This is a genomic window from Streptomyces sp. NPDC050147 (assembly GCF_040660195.1).
Taxonomy (GTDB): domain Bacteria; phylum Actinomycetota; class Actinomycetes; order Streptomycetales; family Streptomycetaceae; genus Streptomyces.
This window is the reverse complement of the sequence record NZ_JBFALJ010000006.1, coordinates 151,550-177,086: the sequence shown is the minus strand read 5'-3', so window position 1 is coordinate 177,086 and position 25,537 is coordinate 151,550. Positions and strand designations below refer to the sequence as shown.

General features: G+C 71.2%; 18 protein-coding genes. 7 read left to right on the top strand and 11 right to left on the bottom strand.

Translation table 11 applies throughout. The annotated features are described in order from the left end of the window. The first annotated feature begins 268 nt into the window (after nt 1-268). Nucleotides 269-2,107, top strand: coding sequence for a glycoside hydrolase family 3 protein (locus tag AB0I94_RS12590; protein ID WP_363309483.1), 1,839 nt, complete (start codon nt 269-271; stop codon nt 2,105-2,107). 113 nt (nt 2,108-2,220) lie between these two features. Next, nucleotides 2,221-2,841 carry a hypothetical protein gene (locus AB0I94_RS12585; protein WP_363309482.1) on the top strand — a complete coding sequence of 207 codons (621 nt, stop codon included), beginning with the start codon at nt 2,221-2,223 and terminating at the stop codon, nt 2,839-2,841. Between the two features lie 210 nt (nt 2,842-3,051). Here the strand turns inward: AB0I94_RS12585 and AB0I94_RS12580 are convergent, their stop codons facing one another. From AB0I94_RS12580 to AB0I94_RS12550, 7 genes are all read right to left on the bottom strand, one after another. Beyond that, nucleotides 3,052-4,470 carry a S28 family serine protease gene (locus AB0I94_RS12580; protein WP_363309481.1) on the bottom strand — a complete coding sequence of 473 codons (1,419 nt, stop codon included), beginning with the start codon at nt 4,468-4,470 and terminating at the stop codon, nt 3,052-3,054. A gap of 131 nt (nt 4,471-4,601) precedes the next feature. Further along, nucleotides 4,602-4,997 carry a hypothetical protein gene (locus tag AB0I94_RS12575; RefSeq protein WP_363309480.1) on the bottom strand — a complete coding sequence of 132 codons (396 nt, stop codon included), beginning with the start codon at nt 4,995-4,997 and terminating at the stop codon, nt 4,602-4,604. Between the two features lie 96 nt (nt 4,998-5,093). Further along, a complete protein-coding gene (locus AB0I94_RS12570) occupies nt 5,094-8,777 on the bottom strand; it encodes an ABC transporter ATP-binding protein (RefSeq protein WP_363309598.1) in 3,684 nt (1,227 codons plus the stop codon). 204 nt (nt 8,778-8,981) lie between these two features. After that, nucleotides 8,982-9,920 carry a serine hydrolase gene (locus AB0I94_RS12565; protein WP_363309479.1) on the bottom strand — a complete coding sequence of 313 codons (939 nt, stop codon included), beginning with the start codon at nt 9,918-9,920 and terminating at the stop codon, nt 8,982-8,984. Nucleotides 9,921-10,187: 267 nt separating this feature from the next. Beyond that, nucleotides 10,188-11,873 carry a thiamine pyrophosphate-binding protein gene (locus AB0I94_RS12560; RefSeq protein ID WP_363309478.1) on the bottom strand — a complete coding sequence of 562 codons (1,686 nt, stop codon included), beginning with the start codon at nt 11,871-11,873 and terminating at the stop codon, nt 10,188-10,190. Beyond that, nucleotides 11,870-12,850, bottom strand: a complete 981-nt coding sequence (gene speB / locus AB0I94_RS12555; protein ID WP_363309477.1) for an agmatinase — start codon at nt 12,848-12,850, stop codon at nt 11,870-11,872. The genes AB0I94_RS12560 and speB overlap by 4 nt, the downstream gene beginning before the upstream one ends. A 117-nt stretch (nt 12,851-12,967) precedes the next feature. Beyond that, nucleotides 12,968-14,437: a sodium:solute symporter gene (locus AB0I94_RS12550; protein WP_363309476.1), complete on the bottom strand. Its 1,470-nt coding sequence runs from the start codon at nt 14,435-14,437 to the stop codon at nt 12,968-12,970. Nucleotides 14,438-14,639: 202 nt separating this feature from the next. Here AB0I94_RS12550 and AB0I94_RS12545 point away from each other — a divergent pair, with 202 nt between their 5' ends. Together AB0I94_RS12545 and AB0I94_RS12540 are read left to right on the top strand one after the other, a co-directional pair. Beyond that, entirely contained in the window at nt 14,640-16,142 is a 1,503-nt protein-coding gene (locus tag AB0I94_RS12545) for a PucR family transcriptional regulator (protein ID WP_363309475.1), read from the top strand. Nucleotides 16,143-16,260: 118 nt separating this feature from the next. Continuing rightward, nucleotides 16,261-17,058, top strand: a complete 798-nt coding sequence (locus AB0I94_RS12540) for a phosphatase (protein ID WP_363309474.1) — start codon at nt 16,261-16,263, stop codon at nt 17,056-17,058. Here the strand turns inward: AB0I94_RS12540 and AB0I94_RS12535 are convergent. From AB0I94_RS12535 to AB0I94_RS12520, 4 genes are all read right to left on the bottom strand, one after another. Next, nucleotides 17,019-17,990, bottom strand: coding sequence for a cation diffusion facilitator family transporter (locus tag AB0I94_RS12535; protein WP_363309473.1), 972 nt, complete (start codon nt 17,988-17,990; stop codon nt 17,019-17,021). The genes AB0I94_RS12540 and AB0I94_RS12535 overlap by 40 nt on opposite strands. A gap of 44 nt (nt 17,991-18,034) precedes the next feature. Next, nucleotides 18,035-18,904, bottom strand: coding sequence for an acyl-CoA thioesterase II (locus AB0I94_RS12530; protein ID WP_363309472.1), 870 nt, complete (start codon nt 18,902-18,904; stop codon nt 18,035-18,037). Between the two features lie 45 nt (nt 18,905-18,949). Further along, nucleotides 18,950-20,107, bottom strand: a complete 1,158-nt coding sequence (locus AB0I94_RS12525; protein ID WP_150218539.1) for an acyl-CoA dehydrogenase family protein — start codon at nt 20,105-20,107, stop codon at nt 18,950-18,952. A gap of 126 nt (nt 20,108-20,233) precedes the next feature. After that, entirely contained in the window at nt 20,234-20,824 is a 591-nt protein-coding gene (locus AB0I94_RS12520) for a TetR/AcrR family transcriptional regulator (RefSeq protein ID WP_363309471.1), read from the bottom strand. An 87-nt stretch (nt 20,825-20,911) separates the two neighbouring features. On the opposite strand from AB0I94_RS12520, the gene AB0I94_RS12515 reads away from it, so the two are divergent. The 3 genes from AB0I94_RS12515 to AB0I94_RS12505 are packed head-to-tail and all read left to right on the top strand — an operon-like array spanning nt 20,912 to nt 25,534. Then, nucleotides 20,912-22,528 carry a carboxyl transferase domain-containing protein gene (locus AB0I94_RS12515; protein WP_363309470.1) on the top strand — a complete coding sequence of 539 codons (1,617 nt, stop codon included), beginning with the start codon at nt 20,912-20,914 and terminating at the stop codon, nt 22,526-22,528. Between the two features lie 52 nt (nt 22,529-22,580). Then, entirely contained in the window at nt 22,581-24,530 is a 1,950-nt protein-coding gene (locus AB0I94_RS12510; protein WP_363309597.1) for an acetyl/propionyl/methylcrotonyl-CoA carboxylase subunit alpha, read from the top strand. Beyond that, the gene (locus AB0I94_RS12505) at nt 24,527-25,534 is read left to right on the top strand and encodes a hydroxymethylglutaryl-CoA lyase (protein ID WP_363309468.1); all 1,008 of its coding nucleotides are present in this window, start codon (nt 24,527-24,529) and stop codon (nt 25,532-25,534) included. Before AB0I94_RS12510 ends, AB0I94_RS12505 begins: the two co-directional genes overlap by 4 nt. The last annotated feature ends 3 nt before the right edge of the window (nt 25,535-25,537 follow it).

The following is a 25,537-nucleotide window of genomic DNA, read 5'->3' as shown; positions in this document are numbered from 1 at the left end:
GTCTCCGCGAGGCGGTGTCGGCATCGCTGCTGGCTGCGAACGCTGACCACCCTCTCTGCCGCCCGTGGCCGGCAGCATGCCGTCACCGGTGCGCCCCCCTTCACCAGCGCCGGTGACGGCCCCTCTCCTCCACAGAGGCTGCCGACTCCCTTGACCGGCAGAAATCTTCGGGATATCCGTGACTCTCGGAAAGTTTCCTTCAGCCGGTTCCCCCAGCCCGGCTACGGTCCGGCATCCGTCCCCGAAGGACGTCCCCGAAGGAGCGCACATGTCCCACCGCAACGCCTCCAGACGTACCCTGCTCACCGCCACAGCCGTAGCGGCGACGGCCCTGGCCGCGCCCTCCCCCGCCCACGCGGCCGGCAGCGGCGACCGCGGTCGCGACCGGAAGCTGCGGGAGCTCATCTCCCGCATGAGCCTCGAGGAGAAGGTCGGCCAGCTCTTCGTGATGCATGTGTACGGCCACTCGGCCACCGAGCCCGACCAGGCGGACATCGACGCCAATCTCACGCAGCTCGGCGTCCGCACCGCCGCGGAAGCGGTCGCCAAGTACCACCTCGGCGGCATCATCTACTTCGCCTGGGCGCACAACACCCGCGCCCCGCACCAGATCGCCGACCTCTCGAACGGCATCCAGCGCGCGGCCCTCACCCCGGACGCCCCTGAGGAGTCCCCCACCGCCCGCATCCCGCTGCTCATCTCCACCGACCAGGAGCACGGAGCCGTCGCCCGCGTCGGCAAGCCCGCCACACTCCTGCCCGGCGCGATGGCCCTGGGCGCCGCGGGCTCGCACTCCACCGCGCGCAAGGCGGCCCGCATCGCGGGCACCGAGCTCCGCGCGCTCGGCATCCGGCAGAACTACGCCCCGGTCGCCGACGTGAACGTCAATCCCGCCAACCCCGTCATCGGCGTACGGTCCTTCGGCTCGGACCCCGAAGCGGTCGCCGGGCTGGTCGCCGCGCAGGTCAAGGGCTACCAGGGCACGGACATCGCGTCCACGTCCAAGCACTTCCCCGGGCACGGCGACACCAAGGACGACAGCCACTCCAAGCTGCCGTACATCCACCACACACGTGAGCAGTGGGAGACCCTGGACGCCCCGCCGTTCCGGGCGGCGGTGGCCGCCGGCATCGACTCGATCATGACCGCGCACATCGTGGTCCCGGCCCTCGACCCGGCCGAGGAACCGGCCACGCTCTCCCGCCCCATCCTCACCGGCATCCTGCGCGAGGAACTCGGCTACGACGGCGTCGTGGTGACGGACTCGCTCGGCATGCAGGGCGTCCGCACGAAGTACGGCGACGACCGCGTGCCGGTGCTCGCACTGAAGGCGGGCGTCGACCAGCTCCTGAATCCGCCGAAGCCGGAGATCGCCTGGAACGCGGTGCTCCAGGCCGTGCGGGACGGCGAGTTGACGGAGGCGCGGCTCGACGAATCGATCCTGCGCATCCTGCGTCTCAAAGCGAAGCTGGACCTCTTCTCCGACCCGTACGTCACCTCGCGCGGCGTCGACCGTGCGGTCGGCACGCGCGCGCATCTCGCCGCCGCGGACCGGATCGCCGAGGAGACGACGACGCTGCTGATCAACGCGGACGGGCTGCTTCCGCTGTCGCGGCGCAGGCAGCGGAAGGTGCTGGTGGTCGGCGCGGACCCGGCGTCGCCTTCGGGGACGACGGGGCCGCCGACGACCGTCATCGGGCGCGAGCTGACCGACCTCGGCTTCACGCCGACGGTGCTGCCGACGGGCACGGCCCCCTCCGCCGCGAAGATCGCCGAGGCGGTGGCGGCGGCGGAGGGCAAGGACGCCGTGCTCGTGGGCACGTACAACGTGGGGGCGGGGAGCGCCCAGATCGCCCTGGTCGAGGCGCTGGTGGCGACCGGCGTCCCGGTCGTCGCCCTCGCCACCCGCAATCCGTACGACGTGGCGCGGCTGCGGGGCGTGGGCGCGTCGCTCGCCGCGTACTGCTGGACGGACGTCGAACTGCGCGCCGCGGTACGGGTGATCGCGGGGCGCGCCGAGCCGAGGGGGCGGCTGCCCGTGCCGGTGCAGCGTGCGGATGATCCGGCGCAGGTGCTGTACCCGGTCGGGCACGGCCTGACGTACTGATCCGTACGCCGCGCCACCGGCGCGCCACCTCCACCTGACCCAAAGCACCCCGCGCACCTGGCGTGCGCCCGTCTCCGCGGGCCACGCTGGGTGCACATATCGGGGGGTTCGCCATGCTTGTCATGCTTGGCCGGAGGTGTGCGGGGGTGCTGCTGGTCGCGTTCGTCGGACTGACCGGCTGCCAGAAGTCCTCGGACCCGGGATCGGAGTCGGCGAACCGGCAGCCGTCCTCGTCGGTGTCGTCCGGGTACGGAGCGGTCTTCCTCGCGGTGGACGAGTGCAGTTCGCGGGGGCGGGAGACCTTCACGGAGGTGCCGTGCACGAGTGAACGCGCGGCGGCGCGGGTCATCGCCCGTTACGACGGCAAGGTCGCGCAGGGCCCTTCGTGCCCCGCCCGCACGGACTTCGTGCTCCACATCAGCGAGAACCGTCCCGCGGTGGACGAGGACGGGAACGGGGAGGTGCCGCGGGGCTACGCCTGTATGCGGAACCTGGAGTCGCCGCATCCCGGGGATCCCGGGGGTGGGGGCGGGCCTCGGACGGTTGTCGGGGACTGTGTCTACGGCGCGGGGCGGGGGGAGGTGCGGGAGACCGCCTGTGACGGGTCTGGCGCGAGGGCCCCTGAGTACCGGGTGACTTCGGCGGTTTCGTCACGTGACGCGTGTCCGGCCGCGACTCAGCTCTATGTGTCGCTGGAGGGTGGAAAGCCGGTGGGGTGTGCGGTGCGGGTGTGAGCGGTTTTTTCTTTCCCCAACCCCGCCCCTTCCCGAAAACCCGCTCGGCGCGGGGGCCTTGCGTACCGTCATCACCGGCTTCGCCGAGTTCGTCCTCAAACGCCGGACGGGCTGGTTTTCAGCCCCTCCGGCGTTTGAGGAGCGGGGTCTGGGGCGGAGCCCCAGTTTCGGGAAGGGGTGGGATTGGGGAATGCCCCGCAGGGATCGCCCCTACGGCCGCAGACTCAGCTCCCGGTCCGCGTCCTTGCGGTCAAGCTTCGCGTCGTAAGGAGCCAGCGGCTTCGGAGTAGCCGAAGTGGAGACCCCGGCCCAGGCCTGGATCCGCTCCGTCGCCTTGGCCTTGTCCGCCGGGGCGAGACCGGCCACGTTCGCGCCGTGGTTGGCGCCCGGCGCGGTGAAGACGTGGGAGTCGTGCTTCGCGCCCCTGGCGGGACGGAACGGCTCCGCGCCCCACGGGTCGTTCTCGCCGTTGACGTACATCATCCGCTGCGCGTTGTGCCGCACCCAGCGGTCGACGTCCTTCATGGCGCCCGACTGGAACTTCATCGGGATGTCGCGCGGCACGAAGTTCCGCGGCGGCTGGTAGCCGTAGCGGCTCAGGTCGCCGAGCCAGGGCTGGGCGATGTCGGGCGAGCCGAGCTGCGTACCGGCCTGGTAGTAGTACGGCGTGTACGGGGTCAGGCCCTGGTCCGTGTAGGAGGCCCAGCCGCCCACCTGGTCGACGTAGTCGAAGATCGCCTGGTCCGAGGCGGACTTGGCGTCGGGGACGTCCGCGCACGCGGCCTCGGGCTGGTACTGCCAGAAGCCCCACACCAGGTCCAGGACGACGGCCTCGTACGCCTTGTCGAGGTTGCCGACCGTCTTGAAGGTGTGGTTGCCGGCCTCGGCGAACTCCGCGTACTTCTTCTCCAGCGGGTCGCGCCGCACGAGCGCCTCGCGCTGCACGGCCTCCAGCTTGTCCCTGCACTCCTTGGTGCCGACCGTCTCGAAGAACTCGTCGTAGCGCGAGTCCTCGTTGTTCACCACGTCGTTCGGGGCGACGTACGCGACGACGCCGTCCATGTCACGCGGGTAGAAGCGCTCGTAGTACGTGGCGGTCATGCCGCCCTTCGAGCCGCCGGTCGCCACCCACTTCTTGTCGTAGACCGGCTTCAACGCCTTGAAGATGCGGTGCTGGTCGCTCGCGGCCTGCCAGATGTCCAGCTTGGACCAGTCGGCGGGCTGGGGGCGGGACGGCGTGAAGAAGCGGTACTCCATGGAGACCTGGTTGCCGTCGATGATCCGCGTCGGCTCGCTGCGGCTGGGGTTGGTGGAGACTCCGTAGCCGCTGGTGAAGAAGGCCGTGGGGCGGGCGGTGTCCTTGTGCAGGACCGTCAGGCGCTGCTTGAAGGTGCCCTTGGAGGGGTGCCGGTGGTCGACCGGCTGGGTGTAGTTGAGGACGAAGTAGCGGTAGCCGGTGTACGGCTTCTCCTCGATCAGGCTCATGCCCGGTATCGCGAGGAGCCTGTCCTTGATGTCGGTGGCCTGCGGCTTCGCGGCGGTGGCCGCCCCTGCCGCACTCACTGTGCCCGCGGTGCCGATGCCTATCAGCACCACGAGCGACAGCAGCCATCTGAGCGCCTTGCGCATGCACTCTCCCCTGAGTGGTTCACGGTTGCGTCCGCCGGAACTTATCGGAGCAACTCGCTCACTACTAGGGGCTCTTGCGTCACGTCAGGACGCAGTACGCCACAAAGGGGCGCACAACGCTCAAGAAGCGATCAGCACAGGATCCAGCCCGAGCTGGTACTGCCCCCGCCGACCCTTCCCTTCACCCACACACAGCGGTGCCCCGCGTGTACCGTCACCGGTCCCGCGTGATGCGTGTAGCGGCCCTTGTCCCTGGCCGGGCGGTTGCCGCGGGCCTGGACGCTCACGGACATCGTCTTGCGGGCGCCGGGACGCTTGGCGACGGTGACGGCGCAGACGTAGCCGCGGCTCTTGTAGACGACGACCTTGCCGGTGCTGAAGGAGAGGGTGCGCACCTTGTGCCCGGCGCAGCGTCCGGCCGACGCCTGCGCCTGCGCGGCTCCGGCGCCCGCGACACCGAGCAGGACGGCAGCCGCAAGGACGACGGCACCGAGCGCAAGGCTCCGCCGTATTCGACCACTGCTCACCAGGTTCCCTCCCGACACTTCCGCATCAGCGTACTGATGTACGGACGCGGACCGCGGGGCGCCTGGTTGCGCGCCCACCCCCATTTGTTCACCGGGTCAGGCGGCCGACGGCTCCGCCTGGCCCACGAACGTCCGCCACAGCGTCGCGTACCGCCCGTCGAGCGCGAGCAGCTCCTCGTGCGTGCCGTCCTCCGCGACCCGGCCGTGGTCCATCAGGATCACGCGGTCCGCGCGGGCCGCCGTGGTGAGGCGGTGGGCGACCACCAGCGTGGTGCGCTTGCCCGCGATGCGGTCGGTGGCCTGGTTGACCTGCGCCTCCGTGGCCAGGTCGAGGGCGGCGGTCGCCTCGTCCAGGAGCAGGATGTCGGGGTCGACCAGCTCCGCGCGGGCCAGGGCGATGAGCTGGCGCTGACCGGCCGAGAGGTTACGGCCGCGCTCGGCCACCTCGTGGAGGTAGCCGCCGTCCAGGGTGGCGATCATGTCGTGCGCGCCGACCGCGCGGGCCGCGGCCTCCACCTGGGCGTCGGTGGCGTCGGGCCGTCCGTAGGCGATCGCGTCGCGCACCGTGCCCGCGAAGAGGTAGGCCTCCTGCGGGACGACGCCGAGGCGGTGCCGGTAGGCGGTGATGTCCAGGGACCGCAGGTCCGTGCCGTCCACCGTCACCCGGCCGCCGGTCGGGTCGTAGAACCGGGCGACGAGCTTGACCAGCGTCGACTTGCCGGCGCCGGTCTCGCCGACGAAGGCGACGGTCTGGCCCGCGGGGATGTGGAGCCGCACGCCGCTCAGCGCCTCCTCCGGTTCGTCGGCGGAACCGTACGCGAAGTCGACGTCCTCGAAGGCGATCTCGCCGCGCAGCGAGCCCACGTCGAGCGGCTCGTCCGCCGTCTCGGTAGAGGTCGGCTCCCGGAGCAGTTCCTGGATGCGGCCGAGCGAGACGGTGGCCTGCTGGTAGCCGTCGAAGACCTGGGAGAGCTGCTGGACGGGGGCGAAGAACAGGTCGATGTAGAGGAGGTACGCGACCAGGGCGCCGGTCGTCAGCGTCCCCGCCTCCACGCGCCCCGCGCCGACCGTCAGAACCGCCGCCGCGGCGACCGCCGAGAGCAGCTGCACGAACGGGAAGTAGACGGAGATCAGCCACTGCCCGCGGATACGGGCGCTGCGGTAGTCGGCGCTGGCCTGCGCGAACTTCTTCCCGCCGGAGCGCTCGCGCCGGAAGGCCTGCACGATGCGGAGCCCCGCCACGGACTCCTGGAGGTCGGCGTTGACCACCGAGACGCGCTCCCGCGCCAGCTCGTACGCCTTGACGCTGGAGCGGCGGAAGAAGAACGTGCCGATGATCAGCGGCGGCAGCGTCGCGAAGACGACGAGCGCGAGCTCCACGTCGATCACGACGAGGGCGACCATGATGCCGAAGAAGGTGACGACGGAGACGAAGGCGGTGACGAGCCCGGTCTGCAGGAAGGTGGAGAGGGCGTCCACGTCCGTGGTCATCCGGGTCATGATGCGCCCGGTCAGCTCGCGCTCGTAGTAGTCGAGTCCGAGCCGCTGGAGCTGGGCGAAGATCTTCAGGCGCAGGGAGTAGAGCACCCGCTCGCCCGTCCGTCCGGTCATCCGCGTCTCGCCGATCTGGGCCGTCCACTGGACGAGCACGGTGAGCAGCGCGAGCCCGGAGGCCGCCCACACGGCACTGAGGGCGAGCTGCGAGACGCCCTCGTCGATGCCGTGACGGATCAGCACCGGAAGCAGCAGCCCCATGCCCGCGTCGATCGCGACCAGCAGCAGGGCGAGGAGCAGCGGCTTCCCGAACCCGGCGAGGAGGCGCCGAAGCCCGTAGGACTCCTCGGAGGCGACCGCGCGTGCCTCGTCGATGCCAGGGGTGTCGGTGGCCGGGGGCAACGCGTCGACCTGGGCGAGGAGTTCGGGCGTCGCGGGCGTCCCGGAGAGCGCGGTGTCCTTGGGCTCTCGGTCGCCGACCCAGAGCGGTGGCGTGATGCCGCGCTCGGCGTCGAACTCGGCGTCCAGCTCGTCGCGTACGGAGGTGTCCTCGGGGAGCTCGACCGGGACGGTGCGCCCCGGCGAGACGCCGCCGAGCTCGTCCGGGTCGGTCAACAGGCGCCGGTAGAGCGCCGATTGCTCGGTCAGCTCCTCGTGCGTGCCGATGGCGGCCAGGCGTCCGCCGTCCAGTACGGCGATGCGGTCGGCGAGGTTCAGGGTGGAGCGGCGGTGGGCGATGAGGAGGGTCGTGCGCCCTGCCATGACGCCGCGCAGGGCCTCGTGGATCTCGTGCTCGACCCGCGCGTCCACCGCCGACGTGGCGTCGTCGAGGACGAGAAGGCGGGGGTCGGTGAGGATGGCGCGGGCGAGGGCGACGCGCTGGCGCTGGCCGCCGGAGAGAGTGAGACCGTGCTCGCCGACAGGGGTGTCGTACCCGTCGGGCAGCTCGGCGATGAAACGGTCGGCCTGGGCGGCGCGGGCGGCGGTCTCGATCTCCTCCCGGGTGGCGTCCGGCTTTCCGTACGCGATGTTGGCGCGGATCGTGTCGGAGAAGAGGAAGGAGTCCTCGGGCACGAGACCGATGGCGGCCCGCAGCGAGTCGGTGGTCAGCTCGCGCACGTCGTGGCCGCCGATGAGGACGGCGCCGTGCGTCACGTCGTAGAAGCGGGGCAGCAGCAGCGAGACGGTGGACTTGCCGCTGCCGGAGGTGCCGACGACGGCGAGGGTCTCGCCCGCCCTGATCTCGAAGGAGAGCCCGTCGAGGACGGGGCGGCTGTCCTCGTAAGCGAACGACACGTCGTCGAACTCGACGGTGGCCGGGGCGTCGGCGGGCAGTTCCTTGGTGCCGTCCGTCAGCGTCGGTTCGGTGTCGATGAGCTCCAGGACGCGCTCGGCGCCCGCGCGGGCCTGCTGGCCGACGGTGAGGACCATGGCGAGCATGCGCACGGGTCCGACGAGCTGGGCGAGATAGCTGGAGAAGGCGACGAACGTGCCGAGCGTGATCTGGCCGCGCACCGCGAGCCAGCCGCCGAGCGCGAGCATCGCGACCTGCCCGAGCGCGGGCACGGCCTGGAGGGCGGGCGTGTACTTGGAGTTCAGCTTGATGGTCCGCAGCCGCCCCGCGAAGAGCTTGCGGCTGATCTCTCGGAGCTTCCCGGTCTCCTGGTCCTCCTGGCCGAACCCCTTCACGACGCGTACGCCGGACACGGAGCCGTCCACGACCCCGGCGACGGCGGCGGCCTGGGCCTGCGCGTACCACGTGGAGGGGTGCAGGCGGCCCCGGCTGCGCTTGGCGATGATCCAGAGGGCGGGGGCGACGGCGAGCGCGACGAGGGTCAGCGGCACGGAGAGCCACGCCATGATCACGAGGGACATCGCGAAGAGGAGGATGTTGCCGATCGTCATCGGCAGCATGAAGAGCAGGCCCTGGATGAGCTGGAGGTCGCTGGTGGCGCGCCCGACGACCTGACCGGTGGACAGCTCGTCCTGGCGCCGCCCGTCGAGCTTAGTGATCGTCCCGTACATCTCGGTCCGCAGGTCGTGCTGGACGTCGAGCGCGAGACGGCCGCCGTAGTAGCGGCGGATGTAGGTGAAGACGTAGACGAGGACGGCGGCGCCGATGAGGGCGCCGACCCAGGGCCCCATGTCGCGCGACTTGTCCCCGATGACGTCGTCGATGATCACCTTGGTGATGAGCGGGACGAGCGCCATGACGGCCATGCCGGCGAGCGAGGAGCCGAGCGCGAGCACGACGTCCTTCGGGTACCGCCACGCGTACCCGGTCAGCCGTCTGCCCCAACCGGACTTCTCCGGCCCGGCCGCACCGGACTTCTCCGGCCCGGCCCCACCCCGTTGCTGCGCCACGTGCCTGCCTCCCGTCGACCTGACCTGCCGAGAGGCCCAACGCGGCGGGATGCGGATTTCATCCCGCCGCAACAAAGAGGGGTCTTGAGACCTAGGACAGGACCTAGAAAGGGACCCAGGTCCCCGTCAGCTTTCGGGGGTCGCCACGAACGCCTCCCGCGGCGTCTGTGTCGGGGCGTACCGCCCGGCCGCCGGGGACCTGGGCGTCAGGTCCTTGTGGATGGCCTTGGCCACGCCCTGGATGGTGGCGACGCCGTAGTTCATGGAGCTGTTGCCGTGGGTGAGCACGGAGAGGGTGTAGTCGTGGCCGCCGCCCTTGAACGCGCCGATGCTGTGCACCCGCCAGCCGTGGGTCGACCGCTGCAGCCAGCCGTTCTTGACGTGGATCTTGACGCCGGACGGCGCGCCCGCCGGGGTGCCCCAGCGCTGCGAGGAGACGACCTTGCCCATCAGCTTGAGGATGTAGGCGCGGGCGTTGTCGCTCAGGACCGTGTTCTTGGCGGTGATCAGGGCGAGGAGCTTCTGCTCGTCGGCCGCGTTGATCCGGGTCAGACCCCAGTAGCCGCCGGACCCCGGCACGGTCTTCGTCATCTTGGCGGCCGCGAGGAACGCCTTGATCTTCCCGGTGCCGAGCTGGCGCCAGAGCTTGCTGGTCGCCGCGTTGTCCGACTTCGTGATCATGGCGTACGCGAGGTCCGACTCACGGGCGGACAGCTTCCGATCGGTCTTCTTCGCGTCCCACAGCAGCGCCGCGAGAACGGTCACCTTGACGACGCTCGCCGAGTCGAAGGACGTGGTCGCACGCAAGGTGCAGGTGGTGCCCGTGGTGCGGTCGCGGAGGCCGACCGCGATGGTGCCCTTGCGGTTCTTCAGCGCCGCCGTGATGTCCTTCGTCAGCTTGGCGGCGAGGCCGGCCTGCGCGGAGGTGCAGATGACCTTCGGCGGTGCCGCCGCGGCGGCGGGCGTGGCGGTCGCGGTCACGCCGAGCGGCACGAGCACTCCGGCGGCGAGACCCGCCGAGAGCACGCGGGCACGCCTGGATATCCCGGATACCGGGTGAGTCATGGAGTCTTCCCATCCCCTTGGGTCCGTACAAGACCCTCGGGGCCCGTACAAGCGCGCCCCCCGGCACGCTCACCGCACTTGACTCACCAGTGTCGGTGAAAGGTTGCACGAGTTTGGGAACAGGTGACCGATCTGTGATCAGTTCGTGTCATGGCACCGCTTCGATCGCATGGCCGAGTCCTGTGCTGGTTGCAGAAAAGTCCCGCCTCACACCGCGCACAGCGGGTGTCGCCGGGACTTTTCTGCGATCGGCCCAGTAGCCCAGACTCAGAGGTGCGTCGGCTCGAACATCCGAAGCACCGCCGGGAGCACGACCACCGAGGGGCCGGGCTCCGCGAGCGCCTTCGCGAGGTCGTCCTTCAGGGTCTCCGGGGTCGTCCGCACGCCCGGCACCCCGAAGGATTCCGCGAGCGCGACGAAGTCGGGGCGGGCGAGTTCCGTCGCCGTGGGTTCGCCGAAGGCCTCGGACATGTACTCCCGGAGGATTCCGTAACCCCCGTCGTCCACGATCAGCCAGGTGACCGGCAGGCCGTACTGCTTGGCCGACGCCAGTTCCGCGAGGGAGTACATCGCGCCGCCGTCGCCCGAGACGGCCAGGACCGGCGTCGACGGGTCGGCGGCAGCTGCTCCGATCGCCGCCGGGAAGCCGTAGCCGAGGCCGCCCGCGCCCTGGGCGGAGTGCATCGTGTTCGGTCGCCGCGCGTCGAAGGCGGACCAGGCCCAGTACGCGAGGATCGTCATGTCCCAGAACGACGGCGAGGCATCGGGGAGAGCCTCACGCACCGACGCGAGGACCTGCTGCTCCAGGGTGAGGCCCTGCGCCGCGATCCGCTCCTCGACCCGGGAGAGAACGGTCCGGACGCGCTCGGGCGCCGACGGGTCCTCGCGGGGAGCGTCGATCGTCTCCAGGAGCGCGGAGAGCGCGAGCCGCGCGTCCGCGTGGATGCCGAGCGCCGGGTGGTTGGACTCCAGCTTCCCGGCGTCCGCCTCGATCTGGACGACCCGGCCTCGTGGCTTGAACGTGTGGTAGTTCGAGGAGAGCTCGCCCAGGCCGGAGCCCACCACCAGGAGGACGTCCGCGTCCTCCAGGAAGTCCGTGGTGTACCGGTCCTCCAGCCAGGACTGGAGCGAGAGCGGGTGCTCCCAGGGGAAGGCGCCCTTGCCGCCGAAGGTCGTGACGACGGGGGCGTTCACCAGCTCGGCGAGCGCGAGCAGCTTGCCGGAGGCATCCGAACGGACGACTCCGCCACCCGCGATGATCGCCGGGCGCTCGGCCCGGGACAGCAGGTCGGCCGCCACCGCGGTCAGCTCGGGGCGCGGGACGACCTCGTCCGGGGTCGCGTCCATGGCCGTGACGACGGGCAGCGTCGTCTCGGCGAGCAGCACGTCCTGCGGGATCTCCACCCACACCGGGCCGTGCGGGGCGGTGAGCGCCGACTCCCAGGCCGCCGCGATCGCGGACGGGATCTGCGAGGCGGTGCGGACCGTGTGGACCGACTTCACGATGTCGCGGAACGACGCCTGCTGGTCGCGCAGCTCGTGGAGGTAGCCGTGCCGCCCGCCGCCGAGACCCGCGACCGGGACCTGGCTGCCGATCGCGAGCACGGGCGATGACCCGGCCGCCGCCTCCTGGAGCGCGGCGAGGGAGGTCAGCGCGCCGGGTCCGGTGGAGAGCAGCAGCGGGGCCACCTCGCCGGTGATCCGGCCGTACGCGTCCGCCGCGAAGCCCGTGTTGTTCTCGACGCGCAGTCCGACGTACGACAGGGACGAGCGCCGCAGGGCGTCGAACATGCCGAGCGCGTGCTGGCCGGGGAGGCCGAAGACCGTCGTCGCGCCGAGGCCCTGGAGGGTCTCCACGACGAGGTCGCCGCCGTTGCGCCCCGCAGGCGGGTTCAGGGCCGCCTCCGTCTGCGCGTCCGTGGGCCGCAGGACTACGTCGTGGTCGTGCGTCACTTGGCCGCCCGCCCCTCCGCGATCTGGCGGGACATGATCGTCGTCAGCTCGTACGCGGTGTGGGAGGCGGCGACGGCCGTGATCTCCGCGTGGTCGTAGGCGGGTGCGACCTCGACGACGTCCGCCGACACGAGGTTGCAGGAGGAGAGCCCCCGCAGGATCTCCAGGAGCTCGCGCGACGTCATGCCGCCCGCCTCCGGGGTGCCCGTGCCGGGCGCGTGGGCCGGGTCCAGGCAGTCGATGTCAATGGAGATGTACAGCGGGCGGTCGCCGATGCGCTGGCGCAGCTGGTCGGCGACCTCGTCGGCGCCGCGGCGGTAGATGTCCGCCGAGGTGACGATGCCGAAGCCCATCTTCTCGTCGTCGGTGAGGTCCTGCTTGCCGTACAGCGGGCCGCGCGTGCCGACGTGGGAGAGCGCCTCGGTGTCGAGGATGCCCTCCTCGACGGCCCGGCGGAACGGCGTGCCGTGGGTGTACTCGGCGCCGAAGTACGTGTCCCAGGTGTCCAGGTGCGCGTCGAAGTGCAGCAGGGCGACCGGGCCGTGCTTCTTGGCGACCGAACGGAGCAGCGGCAGGGCGATGGTGTGGTCGCCGCCGAGCGTCATCATGCGGGCGCCGGAGCCGAGCAGGTCGTCCGCGGCGGCCTCGATCGTCTCGACCGCCTCGTTGATGTTGAACGGGTTGGCGGCGATGTCGCCCGCGTCCGCGACCTGCGCGAGCGCGAAGGGCGAGGCGTCCTGCGCCGGGTTGTACGGACGCAGGAGGCGCGAGGCCTCACGGATCGCGTTGCCGCCGAAGCGGGCGCCGGGGCGGTAGGAGACGCCGGAGTCGAAGGGCACGCCGACCACGGCGATGTCCGTCTTGCCGCCCACCTCGTCGAGACGGGGCAGCCGGGCGTAGGTCGCCGGGCCCGCGTACCGGGGGATGCGGGAGGAGTCGACCGGGCCGCGGGGGGTCGGGGTCTCGGCGCTGCTCATGGTCGGGTTCCTCCTGCTGGTACGAGTGTTGCTGTGCTGCTGGGACAAGTGTCGCGCGGCCCACTGACAGTGGCGCCGGGAGGGGCGCCGGCGCGGGCCGTGGGCCGCGCGGAAAAACTAGACAGTCACCGGAGTCTCCGGTTCCGCCTCCTCTTCGGACCCCCGGCCCGCGAGCCGCTCGCGCCAGGCCGCGAGGACCTCGGCGTCGGTCGGCTTCGTGGCGAGGGAGACGACGACGTACACGCCGAGCGAGATCAGCAGGCCGTAGTAGACCGGCTCGTTGGCGAGGATTCCGTACCCCCACATGAGCCCGATGACCGAGAGCCCACCGGCGGTGACGGCCGCGAGGGCGCCGGGCGCGGTGCCGCGCTTCCACAGCAGCCCGCCGAGGATCGGCACGAGCAGCCCGGCGACGAGCAGGTTGTAGGCGACGGTGAGTGCCTGGACGACGTCGTTGAGGGCGATCGCGATGCAGACGACGGCGATGCCCATGATCAGGATGAAGAGGCGGTTGCCCTTCACCTCGTCGTGCGCCTCACCGTCCTCCTTCGGGGCGACGGCACCCCTCAGCCGCGACCAGATGTCGTTGTTGGCCACGGTCGCGCACGCGATGAGCGCTCCGGAGGACGTGGACATCACGGCGGCGAGCGCCGCGGCGAGCACGAGGCCCCGTACGCCCATGGGCAGTTCGTCCTTGACGATGGTCGCGAAGGCCGCGTCCGCGCTCGGCAGCTTCGGGTACATGACCTTGGCCGCCGTGCCGATGACGGCGCCCGCGATGGCGTACACGAGACAGTAAGTACCGGCGACGGTGCCGCCGTAGCGGGCGACCTTGTCGCTGCGCGCGGTGAAGACGCGCTGCCAGATGTCCTGCCCGATGAGCATGCCGAACGTATAGATCAGGACGTACGTGAAGATCGTCTCGCCGCCGATGCCCAGCGGGTCGAAGTACTCGGTGGGCAGCTTGGCCTTCATCTCGCTGAAGCCACCGGCCTTGACGACGGCGATGGGCAGCAGCAGGAGCAGTACGCCGATGGTCTTCACCACGAACTGCACCATGTCGGTGAGCGTGATGGACCACATGCCGCCGAGCGTCGAGTACGCGACGACGATCGAGCCGCCGAGGATGATCGCGATCGTGCGGTTCATGTCGAACAGGACGTCGAAGATCGTGGCGTACGCGATGGTCGAGGTGACCGCGAGCATCAGCGTGTACGCCCACATCACGACTCCGGAGATGACACCCGCGCGACCGCCGTAGCGCAGGTCGAGCATCTCGGAGACGGTGTACACCTTCAGGCGGGCGATGCGCGCCGAGAAGAAGACGCTCAGCGCGAGCAGCCCGAGGCCGATCGTGAAGACCATCCAGGCGCCGGAGAGCCCGTACTGGTAGCCGAGGCCGACGCCGCCGATGGTGGACGCGCCGCCGAGGACGATGGCGGCCATCGTGCCGGAGTACATCCACGGCCCGAGGCGGCGCCCGGCGACGAGAAACTCGCTCTTGGACTTGGCGCGGCGCATGCCCCACCAGCCCATGGCGAGCATGCCGGCGAGATAGACGACGATCACTGTGTAGTCGACGGCCATAGGGCCCTCCTTCGCGCACCTCGGTGGCGTGTCGTGCAGATGGGGGTGGTGTGGTGCCAGTGGGGGGTGGCTGGCAACCAGTCGCGGGGACATCCGCCCGTACCCGCGGCCTGGGGTCGGCACGACCTTAGGTGGCCGGAAAGCAACGCTGAAGTGTACGTTTCATCCACTCCCCGTGATCAATATGGATGGAACATCCACCATGTCGGACCCCCTCGCCCCGTCAGCTCCTCCCCCGACCCCTCCCGTCCCCTTGACCGCGCTCCTCGCCCGGGAGGACCTGGGCCTGCGTCAGATCGCGGGCCCCGACGCCGGGGAGAGCGGGGCTGCCGTCCAGTGGGTGCACACCTCGGAGATGGCGGACCCGTACCCGTACCTCCTGGGCGGCGAGCTGCTGCTGACGGCGGGCGTGCACATCACCGACCCGGCGGGAGCGGGGGTGTATCTGGACGACTACGTGGCGCGGATCGTCGAGGCGGGCGGCGCGGCCCTCGGCTTCGGCGTCGCGCCCGTGCACGACACGGTGCCGCGCGCCCTGGTGACGGCCTGCGACCACTACGGCCTGCCGCTCCTCGAGGTGCCGCCGCGCACGACGTTCAGCGGGGTCGCCCGCGCCGTGTGGCGGCTGGTGGCGGAGGCCAGGCACGCCGAGCTGCGCCGCGTGACCGAGGCACAGCAGGGCCTCGCATCGGCCGCCGCGCGCCCGGACCCGGTGCCCGCGGTGCTGCGTCAGCTGGCGGTACGCCTGGGCGGCTGGGCGGCGCTCTACGCCCCGGACGGCACGGTGCTCCACACGGCGGGCGCGGCTCCGGCGGCGGGGGCGCGGCAGGCGGTGCGCGACCTCTCCGAAGTCGTGCGTCCCTCGGGGCGGCCCGGCCCCACCCCCGCCTCCGCCACCGACTCCGTGGGCGGCACCCACCTCGCCGCGTACGCGCTCGGCGGCGGGCGGGGGTTCACGCTCGGGGTCGCCGCCGAGCAGCGCGAGCCGGGGGACCACACCATCACCGGAGTGGCCGTCGTACTGCTCTCGCTCCTGACCGGGAAGCACCAGGGCGCCGCCGATTCCGCGCGCTCGGCGGCGCTGGTGCGGCTGCTGCTCGGCTCGGCGGTGGGCGATGTGGCGCCTCTCCTGGGGGCCGGTGAGTGGACCGTGGTGCACGCGCGCGGGGATGCCCACAACGACCCAGTGACGCACTCCGTGGCCGCCTCCGCCCTGGCCGCCGCGCTGGGCAGCGGCCTGGTGGACGCGGACGCGGGGCGCGACCTCGTACGGCTGCTGCTCCCCGCCGACCGCGAGCTCACCGGTGAGCCGGGCTGGACCCTCGGCGTCTCCGCTCCCGCCGCACCCGGCGACCTGGCCGCCGCCGACGCCCAGGCGGACCGCGCCCTGCGCCGCGCCGAGGCCACCCGCGCGCCGCTCGTGCGGCACCGGGAGGCGGGCATCGCCGCTCTGGTGGCGCCCGCCGAGGCCGCGGCCCACGCGCGCGTGCTGCTCGCCCCGCTCGGCGGCAGCGAGGCGCTCACGGAGACCTTGCGCACCTGGCTCTCCCTGCACGGCAGTTGGGACCGCACGGCGACCGCGCTGGGGGTGCACCGCAACACGGTCAGACAGCGCATCACCCGGTGCGGGTCACTCCTGGAGGCGGACCTGGACGACCCCGACGTACGCATGGAACTGTGGTTCGCGCTGGGCCGGGGCCGATAAGTGGCGGGCGGTACGGGGCGCCCCGTAAGGGGCGCGGGGAACTGCGCGACCAGCCACGAACGACCCGCGGACGAAAACGAACCCAATCCGCTCAAGCAAAGCGCCAGCGTCCAGCAGAATGGACCCCATGCCGATACCCAGCCGTGCCGCCCTCGTCGACCACCTCGTACGCTCCCGCATCGCGGGCAATGTCGCCACGCCACGCGAGAACAACCTCAGTCACTACAGGAAGCTGGCGAACGGCGACCGCCACTACTGGCTCGGTCTTGAGCTCGGCGACCGCTGGACCGACGAGCAGGACGTCCTCGCGGTGATGGCCGAGCGGTGCGGCGTGATCGACGACGCCGAGTTCCGGCACGGACAGGACACCATCGACCCCGAGCTGACGGTCGACGCCCTGGAGCGGATGGCTGCGCGCCTGCGCAAGGCGGCGGCCGGCAAGGAGAGGGTCCTTTTCGCCACCGGCCACCCCGGAGGCCTGCTCGACGTGCACCGCGCGACGGCTGCGGCCCTGCGCGCGGAGGGCTGCGAGATCGTCGTCATCCCGGAGGGCCTCACGGCCGACGAGGGCATGGTCTTCCAGTTCGCGGACGTGGCGGTCCTTGAGCGCGGCGCGACCCTCTGGCACACGCACTCCCCCGAACCGATGAACGCGATCCTCGACGGCCTGGAGCGCGAGGGACGCCCGCTGCCGGACCTGGTCGTCGCCGACCACGGCTGGGCGGGACGGGCGGGCCAGCGCGGCATCGACTCCCTCGGGTACGCGGACTGCAACGACCCGGCGCTGTTCATCGGCGAGGCCGAGGGCACCGTCCAGGTGACGGTCCCGCTGGACGACCACGTCACCAGCCCGCGTTTCTACGACCCCATGACGGCCTACCTGCTGGACGCCGCGGGGCTCACCCCCGGAGCCTGATCCGGGCCCGGCGTCGGGTCCAGGTACACCCGGCTGACCGCCGGGAACCGCTCCTGGATGCGGTGCGCCATCCGGTCGCAGGCGCGCTCGATGTCCCCGGCCGTGGACATGTCCCGGAAGTCGACCTTGGCGGCGACCAGGGCCTCCTTGGGCCCCTGGAGCAGCGTGGTCAGTTCCAGTACGTCCACGACGTGCGGGTCGGCGAGCAGTTCGGCCCGCACCGCGTCACGCATCTCCCTGGGCAGCGGACGCCCGATGAGCAGCTCCGAGTTGGCGTGCCCGAGGACCCAGGCGACGTACACGAGCAGTACGCCGATGCACAGCGAGGCGACACCGTCCCACACGCCGGAGCCGGTGAGCTGCCCGCCCAGCAGCCCGGCCGCGGCGAGCACGAGGCCCGCGAGCGCCGCCGAGTCCTCCATCACGACGGCCTTCACCGCGGTGTCGGGGGTGTGCCTCAGATAGCGCTTCATGTGCACCCCGAAGCGGTCCGCCTCGCCGCTCGCCTGCTTGAGTCCCGTCCGCAGCGAGTAGCCCTCCAGGAGGAAGGCGATTCCCAGGACGATGTACGAGACGAGGGGGTCGCCGGGGTCCTCAGCGTGCGTGAGGGTGTGGATGCCGTCGTAGAGCGCGAACACGCCACCGCCCACGAAAGTGGCGACGGAGGCGAGGAGCGCCCAGATGTAACGGGCCCCTCCGTAGCCGAGCGGATGCTCCTCGTCGGCGGGCCGCTCGCTGCTCTTGAGGGAGACGAGCAGCATCAGCTCGGTGACGGTGTCGGCCAGCGAGTGCGCCGCTTCGGAGAGCATGGCGCTCGACCCGCTGATGACACCGGCGACGGCCTTGGCGACGGCGATGCCGAGGTTGGCGACGGCGGCGACGATGACGGTGAAGGTGCTCTCGCCGCCACCTTCTGACGGTTGCTCACTCATGTATCGGACGGTATGTCCCATCAGCGGGGAACGCGAAACGGCGTTCAGCGCGGGACGCGGACCACGCCCTCCTGGATCACCGTCACCGCGAGCCGCCCGTCCCGCGTCCAGATCCGCGCCTGGCCGAGTCCGCGCCCGCCGGACGCCGAGGGCGACTCCTGGTCGTACAGGAGCCATTCGTCCGCCCTGAAGGGGCGGTGGAACCACATCGCGTGGTCGAGCGAGGCGCCCACGACGTCACCGACCGCCCAGCCGCCCCGGCCGTGCGCGAGCAGCACCGAGTCGAGCAGTGTCATGTCGGAGACGTACGTGGCGAGGCAGACGTGCAGCAGCGGGTCGGGCGCGTAGTCGTCGAGCTTGCCGTTCGTGCGGAACCACACCTGGGAGCGCGGCTCGCGCGGCTGCCCCACCGAGGCCCATGGGGGTGCGTCCACGTAGCGCAGGTCGACGGCCGCGCGGGCCTCGATCAGGCGTTCGGCGACGTGGGCAGGCAGGTGGCGGGGCAGCATCTCGGCGGCCGTCGGGAGCGTCTCCGGGTCCGGGGCCGACGGCATGCCCGTCTGGTGCTCAAGGCCCTCCTCGTACGTCTGGAAGGACGCGGAGAGGTGGAATATGGGCTGCCCGTGCTGGACGGCGACGACCCGGCGGGTGGTGAACGAGCGGCCGTCGCGGATCCGGTCGACGGTGTAGACGATCGGCGCGCCCGGGTCCCCCGCACGCAGGAAGTACGCGTGCAGGGAGTGGGCGGGCCGATCGGCGGCGACGGTGCGCCCTGCCGCCACCAGCGCCTGGGCGGCCACCTGGCCGCCGAAGACGCGCGGGACGATCGCCGAACGGCTCACGCCCCGGAATATGTCCTCCTCGATCTGCTCCAGGTCGAGCAGATCGAGGAGTGACTCAAGTGCCTTGTTCATGAATCCAGTTCTACAGGGCGGTCTTTACAGGCCCGTGTTCCTGCTTTAGAGGCCCATGTTCTTGGCGATGATCATCTTCATGACCTCGCTGGTGCCGCCGTAGATGCGGTTGACGCGGTTGTCCGCGTACAGGCGGGCGATGGGGTACTCGTTCATGAAGCCGTAGCCGCCGTGCAGCTGGAGGCACTTGTCGATGACGCGGTGCGCGACCTCGGTGTTGAACAGCTTCGCGGACGCGGCCTCGGCGGCGGTCAGCTCGCCCGCGTCCAGGGCCTCGAGGGCGCGGTCGGCGACGGCCTCGGCGGCGTCCACCTCGGCCTGGCAGGCGGCGAGCTCGAACTTGGTGTTCTGGAAGGAGGCGACCGTCTTGCCGAAGACGGTGCGGTCCTGGACGTACTCCTTGGCGAACCGGACGGCGGCCTTGGCCTGCGCGTACGCGCCGTAGGCGATGCCCCAGCGCTCGGAGGGGAGGTTGCTGCCGAGGTAGTAGAAGCCCTTGTTCTCCTCGCCGAGGAGGTCCTCGACGGGAACCTTGACGTCGACGAACGCGAGCTCGGCGGTGTCGGAGGTCTTCAGGCCGAGCTTGTCGAGCTTGCGGCCGATGGAGTAGCCCTCGGACTTGGTGTCGACGGCGAAGAGGGAGATGCCGTAGCGGCGGTCCTCGGCGGTGGGCGCGGAGGTCCGGGCGCAGACGATCACGCGGTCGGCGTGCACGCCGCCGGTGATGAAGGTCTTGGAGCCGTTGAGGACGTAGTGCGTGCCGTCCTCGGAGAGCTTGGCCGTGCTCTTCATGCCCGCGAGGTCGGAGCCGGTGCCCGGCTCGGTCATCGCGAGGGCCCACATCTCCTCGGCGGAGACGAACTTCTCCAGGTAGCGCTTCTTCTGCTCGTCGGTGGCGAGCGCCTTGATGTAGGGCAGGGCGAGCAGCACGTGGACGCCGGAGCCGCCGAAGGTGACGCCCGCGCGGGCGGTCTCCTCGTACTGGATGGCCTCGAACTTGTGGGTGTCCAGGCCCGCGCCGCCGAACTCCTCGGGGACGTTGATGCCGAACAGGCCGAGCTCGGCCAGCTTGTAGTAGAACTCGCGCGGCACCTGTCCCGCGGCGAACCACTCGTCGTGGACCGGTACGACCTCGGCCTCGATGAAGGCGCGCAGGGTCTCCCGGAACGCCTCGTGGTCCTCATTGAAAACGGTACGGCGCACGGAAAACTCCCTCTGCTACGACGGCCCCAGCGGCTCACTGTGGTCCAAGCACGGACTAAGCGCTTGCTCAGATCAACGTTACCCGCCGGTCACCGGACCGTCCAGAGAGAAGCCCTGTCGCTCCCGTCACGCCACGGCCGCCGCGAAGGCCCCGCGCGCGAGGCCGTGCAGCAGCCGGGCCATGGCGCTGCGGCTGGGCAGCGCGTCGCGGCGGCTCAGGTGCGGCGTGGAGTTGAGCAGCCCGAAGACCGCGTGCACACAGACGCGGGCGGCGTTCTCCGCGAGGTTCGGATAGACCTTGCGCACGACGTCGACCCAGATCTCCACGTACTGCCGCTGGAGCTGGCGGACCAGCTTGCGGTCGGTGTCCCGCAGGCGGTCGAGCTCACGGTCGTGCAGGGTGATCAAGGAGCGGTCGTCGAGGGCGAAGTCGATGTGCCCCTCGATGAGCGCGTCGAGCACCCGCTCCGGCGATCCGTCCGCGTCGGCCACACACCGCTTGCCGCCCGTCAGGAGCTGTCCGCTGATGCCCACGAGCAGCTCGGCGAGCATCGCGTCCTTGCCCGCGAAGTGGCGGTAGAGGCCGGGCCCGCTGATGCCGACGGCGGCTCCTATCTCATCCACGCCGACGCCGTGGAAGCCGCGCTCGGCGAAGAGCCTGGCGGCTTCCCTGAGGATCTGCTCGCGTCGGGTGGGGGCGTCGGTTCTGGTGGCCATGGAATCAATTCTAGACAGGGCGGTTAGCGCTCGTTAACCTGATGGAAACGCGTTAACGCTCATTAACCGAGCAAGGGGGCTCGACTGATGCTGCAGGCACCGGTGCTGACGAGCGCGGCTGATCCCGCGTCCGAAGCATGGCGGACGAACGAGGCGGCGCACACCGCCCTCGTCGAAAACCTGCGGGCCAAGCTCGCGGCGGCCAGGCTCGGCGGGGGAGAGCGGGCCCGCGCCCGCCACGTCGCGCGCGGCAAGCTGCTGCCCCGCGACCGCGTGGACGCCCTGCTCGACCCGGGCTCGCCCTTCCTGGAGCTGGCCCCGCTCGCGGCCGACGGTCTGTACGGCGGGGACGCCCCGGCCGCCGGAGTCATCGCCGGCATCGGCCGGGTCTCCGGGCGCACCTGCGTGATCGTCGCCAACGACGCCACCGTCAAGGGCGGCACGTATTACCCCCTGACGGTGAAGAAGCATCTGCGCGCCCAGGAGGTCGCGCTGGAGAACCGCCTCCCCTGTCTGTATCTGGTGGACTCGGGCGGCGCCTTCCTGCCCATGCAGGACGACGTCTTCCCGGACCGCGAGCACTTCGGGCGGATCTTCTACAACCAGGCGCGGATGTCCGGCGCGGGCGTCCCGCAGATCGCCGCCGTGCTCGGCTCGTGCACGGCGGGCGGCGCGTACGTCCCCGCGATGAGCGACGAGGCGGTGATCGTGCGCAATCAGGGGACGATCTTCCTCGGCGGCCCGCCCTTGGTGAAGGCCGCGACCGGTGAGGTCGTGACGGCCGAGGAGCTGGGCGGCGGTGAGGTCCACTCCCGGGTCTCCGGAGTGACCGACCACCTCGCCGAGGACGACGCGCACGCGCTGCGGATCGTGCGGACGATCGTTTCCACTCTCCCCGAGCGCGGCGAACTGCCCTGGTCCGTCCGCCCGGTCCAGGAGCCGAAGGTCGACCCCCTCGGGCTCTATGGCGCGGTGCCGACGGACTCCCGTACCCCCTATGACGTCCGCGAGGTCATCGCGCGCGTGGTCGACGGCTCACGCTTCGCCGAGTTCAAGGCGGAGTACGGCCAGACGCTCGTGACCGGCTTCGCCCACCTGCACGGCCACCCGGTCGGCATCATCGCGAACAACGGCATTCTGTTCTCCGAGTCCGCCCAGAAGGGCGCCCACTTCATCGAGCTGTGCGACCAGCGCGGCATCCCCCTCGTCTTCCTGCAGAACATCTCCGGCTTCATGGTCGGCCGGGACTACGAGGCGGGCGGCATCGCCAAGCACGGCGCCAAGATGGTGACGGCGGTGGCCTGCACGCGCGTGCCGAAGCTGACCGTCGTGATCGGCGGTTCGTACGGCGCGGGGAACTACTCCATGTGCGGCCGGGCCTACTCCCCCCGCTTCCTGTGGATGTGGCCGAACGCCAAGATCTCCGTGATGGGCGGCGAGCAGGCCGCCTCGGTCCTCGCGACCGTCAAGCGCGACCAGCTGGAGGCGCGCGGCGAGGAGTGGTCGGCGCAGGACGAGGAAGCCTTCAAGGACCCGGTCCGCGCCCAGTACGAGGAACAGGGCAACGCCTATTACGCCACGGCCCGGCTGTGGGACGACGGCGTGATCGACCCCATGGAGACCCGGCAGGTCCTCGGCCTGGCCCTGACCGCGTGCGCCGAGGCTCCGTTGGGCGAACCCGGCTTCGGCGTCTTCCGGATGTGAGGGGCGGACGATGAGCGACATCCAGCAAGGGCCCACACCGGGGAGAGGGACGATGTTCGACACGGTTCTGGTCGCCAACAGGGGCGAGATCGCGGTCCGCGTCATCCGGACGCTGCGCGCGCTCGGCGTGCGCTCGGTCGCCGTGTTCAGCGACGCGGACGCGGACGCCCGGCACGTGCGGGAGGCGGACACGGCCGTACGCCTCGGTCCGGCACCGGCCGCCGAGAGCTATCTCTCGGCCGAGCGGCTCCTGGAGGCGGCGGCCCGCAGCGGCGCCCAGGCGGTCCACCCGGGCTATGGATTCCTCGCCGAGAACGCGGAGTTCGCACGGGCCTGCACGGAGGCGGGTCTGGTCTTCATCGGCCCGCCCGCCTCGGCGATCGACCTGATGGGCGACAAGATCCGGGCCAAGGAGACGGTCGAGGCCGCCGGGGTCCCGGTGGTCCCCGGCTCCTCCGGCAGCGGCCTGACCGACGCCCAACTGGCCGAGGCGGCCCGGGAGATCGGCATGCCGGTGCTGCTCAAGCCGTCGGCGGGCGGCGGCGGCAAGGGCATGCGGCTCGTGCGCGACGCCGCCCTGCTCGCGGACGAGATCGCCGCCGCACGGCGCGAGGCGCGGTCCTCCTTCGGTGACGACACACTGCTCGTGGAGCGGTGGATCGACCGCCCCCGGCACATCGAGATCCAGGTCCTGGCGGACGGCCACGGCAACGTGATCCACCTGGGCGAGCGCGAGTGCTCGCTCCAGCGCCGCCACCAGAAGATCATCGAGGAGGCCCCCAGCGTCCTGCTGGACGAGGCCACGCGCGCCTCGATGGGCGAGGCGGCGGTCCAGGCGGCGCGCTCCTGCGGTTATGCGGGCGCGGGCACGGTGGAGTTCATCGTCCCGGGCAAGGACCCGGCGTCGTACTACTTCATGGAGATGAACACACGGCTCCAGGTGGAGCACCCGGTGACGGAGCTCATCACCGGCATCGACCTGGTGGAGTGGCAGCTGCGGGTCGCCGCCGGCGAGGAACTGCCGTACGGCCAGCAGGACATCACGCTGACGGGCCACGCGATCGAGGCCCGCGTCTGCGCCGAAGACCCTTCCCGCGGCTTCCTGCCGTCGGGCGGGACCGTCCTCGCGCTGCACGAGCCGCAGGGCGACGGGGTGCGGACCGACTCCGGCCTGAGCGAGGGCACGGAGGTCGGGAGTCTGTACGACCCGATGCTGTCGAAGGTCATCGCGTACGGCCCCGACCGCCCGACCGCCCTGCGCAAGCTGCGGGCCGCACTCGCGGAGACGGTCACCCTGGGCGTGCCGACCAACGCGGGGTTCCTGCGCCGCCTCCTCACCCACCCGGCCGTGGTGTCCGGGGAGTTGGACACCGGCCTGGTGGAACGCGAGGCGGACGGCCTCATCCCCGAAGGGGTGCCCGACGAGGTGTATGAAGCAGCGGCAGCCGTCCGCGCCGCCGCCCTCGAACCGACCGGTGACGGCTGGCGGGACCCCTTCTCGGCCCCGAACAGCTGGCGCCTCGGCGGCACCCCGGCCCCCCTGAGGCACAACCTGCGCGTACCGGGACACGAGCCCGTGGCACACGTCGCCGGCGAGGGGCCGCACACCGTGGAGCCCGGCCGCGTCACGGTCCACGTGGACGGCCTCGCCCACACGTTCCACCGCGCCGCCGACTGGCTCGGCAGGGACGGCGACGCCTGGCACGTCCAGGACCACGACCCGGTGGAGGCGAGCCTCACCGGCGCCGCCCACGGCGGGGCCGACGCCCTCACCGCCCCCATGCCCGGCACGGTCACGGTCGTCAAGGTGTCCACCGGCGATCACGTGACCCAGGGGCAGAGCCTCCTGGTCGTAGAGGCCATGAAGATGGAGCACGTCATCTCCGCCCCGCACGCGGGCACCGTCAGCGAACTCGACGTCACCCCGGGCTCGACCGTCGCCATGGACCAGATCCTGGCCGTGGTGATCCCCGACGAGACGGAGGGAGACGACTCGCGATGACCACCGACCCAGGGCCCACCGGGCCCACCGGGCCCACCCAAGCCCGGCCCGGCGCCCTTCCCATGACCGTCCCCGCCCAGGACCTCCCGGCCCGCGTCCGCATCTATGAAGTGGGCGCACGGGACGGCCTGCAGAACGAGAAGGCGGTCGTCCCCACCGAGATCAAGGCGGAGTTCATCCGCCGCCTCGCCGCCGCGGGCCTCACGACCGTCGAGGCGACCAGCTTCGTGCACCCCAAGTGGGTGCCCCAACTGGCCGATTCCGAGCAGCTCTTCCCGTTGGTACGGGACCTCGAACAGGAGGCGGCGGCAACGCTCCCCGTCCTGGTGCCGAACGACCGGGGCCTCGACCGCGCCCTGGCGCTCGGCGTCCGCAGCATCGCCGTCTTCGTCAGCGCCACGGAGTCCTTCGCCAAGGCCAACCTCAACCGCACCATGGACGAGGCGCTCGCCATGTCGGCACCGGTCGTGGCCCGCGCCCGCGAGCAGCAGGTAAGGGTGCGGGGCTATCTCTCCATGTGCTTCGGCGACCCGTGGGAGGGCCCGGTGCCCGTCGCCCAGGTCGTCCGCACCGCGAAGGCGCTCCTGGACATGGGCTGCGACGAGCTGAGTCTCGGCGACACGATCGGCGTGGCCACACCGGGCCACGTCCTCGCCCTGCTCGCCGAGTTGAACGAAGCGGGGGTGCCGACGGACCGCATCGGCGTGCACTTCCACGACACGTACGGCCAGGCGCTCTCCAACACCCTGGCCGCCCTGCAGCACGGCGTGCGCACGGTCGACTCCTCGGCGGGCGGCCTCGGCGGCTGTCCGTACGCGAAGAGCGCCACCGGCAATCTCGCCACCGAAGACCTCGTATGGATGCTCGACGGTCTCGGCATCGAGACAGGCGTCGATCTCGGCAAGCTCACCGCCACCAGCGCGTGGATGGCCGAACAACTGGGCCGACCCAGCCCTTCCCGCACCGTCCGTGCCCTGTCGGGCACCTCCCACCAGGAGCAGTGAAGA

What these genes read in the sequence shown, in the direction of transcription:
- AB0I94_RS12585 (WP_363309482.1), top strand. Translation starts at nt 2,221, where the DNA reads ATGCTTGTCATGCTTGGCCGGAGGTGTGCGGGGGTGCTGCTGGTCGCG.
- AB0I94_RS12580 (WP_363309481.1), bottom strand. Translation starts at nt 4,470, where the DNA reads ATGCGCAAGGCGCTCAGATGGCTGCTGTCGCTCGTGGTGCTGATAGGC.
- AB0I94_RS12540 (WP_363309474.1), top strand. Translation starts at nt 16,261, where the DNA reads ATGGACCCCATGCCGATACCCAGCCGTGCCGCCCTCGTCGACCACCTC.
- AB0I94_RS12520 (WP_363309471.1), bottom strand. Translation starts at nt 20,824, where the DNA reads ATGGCCACCAGAACCGACGCCCCCACCCGACGCGAGCAGATCCTCAGG.
- AB0I94_RS12545 (WP_363309475.1), top strand. Translation starts at nt 14,640, where the DNA reads ATGTCGGACCCCCTCGCCCCGTCAGCTCCTCCCCCGACCCCTCCCGTC.
- AB0I94_RS12505 (WP_363309468.1), top strand. Translation starts at nt 24,527, where the DNA reads ATGACCACCGACCCAGGGCCCACCGGGCCCACCGGGCCCACCCAAGCC.
- AB0I94_RS12515 (WP_363309470.1), top strand. Translation starts at nt 20,912, where the DNA reads ATGCTGCAGGCACCGGTGCTGACGAGCGCGGCTGATCCCGCGTCCGAA.
- speB (WP_363309477.1), bottom strand. Translation starts at nt 12,850, where the DNA reads ATGAGCAGCGCCGAGACCCCGACCCCCCGCGGCCCGGTCGACTCCTCC.
- AB0I94_RS12510 (WP_363309597.1), top strand. Translation starts at nt 22,581, where the DNA reads ATGTTCGACACGGTTCTGGTCGCCAACAGGGGCGAGATCGCGGTCCGC.
- AB0I94_RS12530 (WP_363309472.1), bottom strand. Translation starts at nt 18,904, where the DNA reads ATGAACAAGGCACTTGAGTCACTCCTCGATCTGCTCGACCTGGAGCAG.
- AB0I94_RS12565 (WP_363309479.1), bottom strand. Translation starts at nt 9,920, where the DNA reads ATGACTCACCCGGTATCCGGGATATCCAGGCGTGCCCGCGTGCTCTCG.
- AB0I94_RS12590 (WP_363309483.1), top strand. Translation starts at nt 269, where the DNA reads ATGTCCCACCGCAACGCCTCCAGACGTACCCTGCTCACCGCCACAGCC.
- AB0I94_RS12550 (WP_363309476.1), bottom strand. Translation starts at nt 14,437, where the DNA reads ATGGCCGTCGACTACACAGTGATCGTCGTCTATCTCGCCGGCATGCTC.
- AB0I94_RS12535 (WP_363309473.1), bottom strand. Translation starts at nt 17,990, where the DNA reads ATGAGTGAGCAACCGTCAGAAGGTGGCGGCGAGAGCACCTTCACCGTC.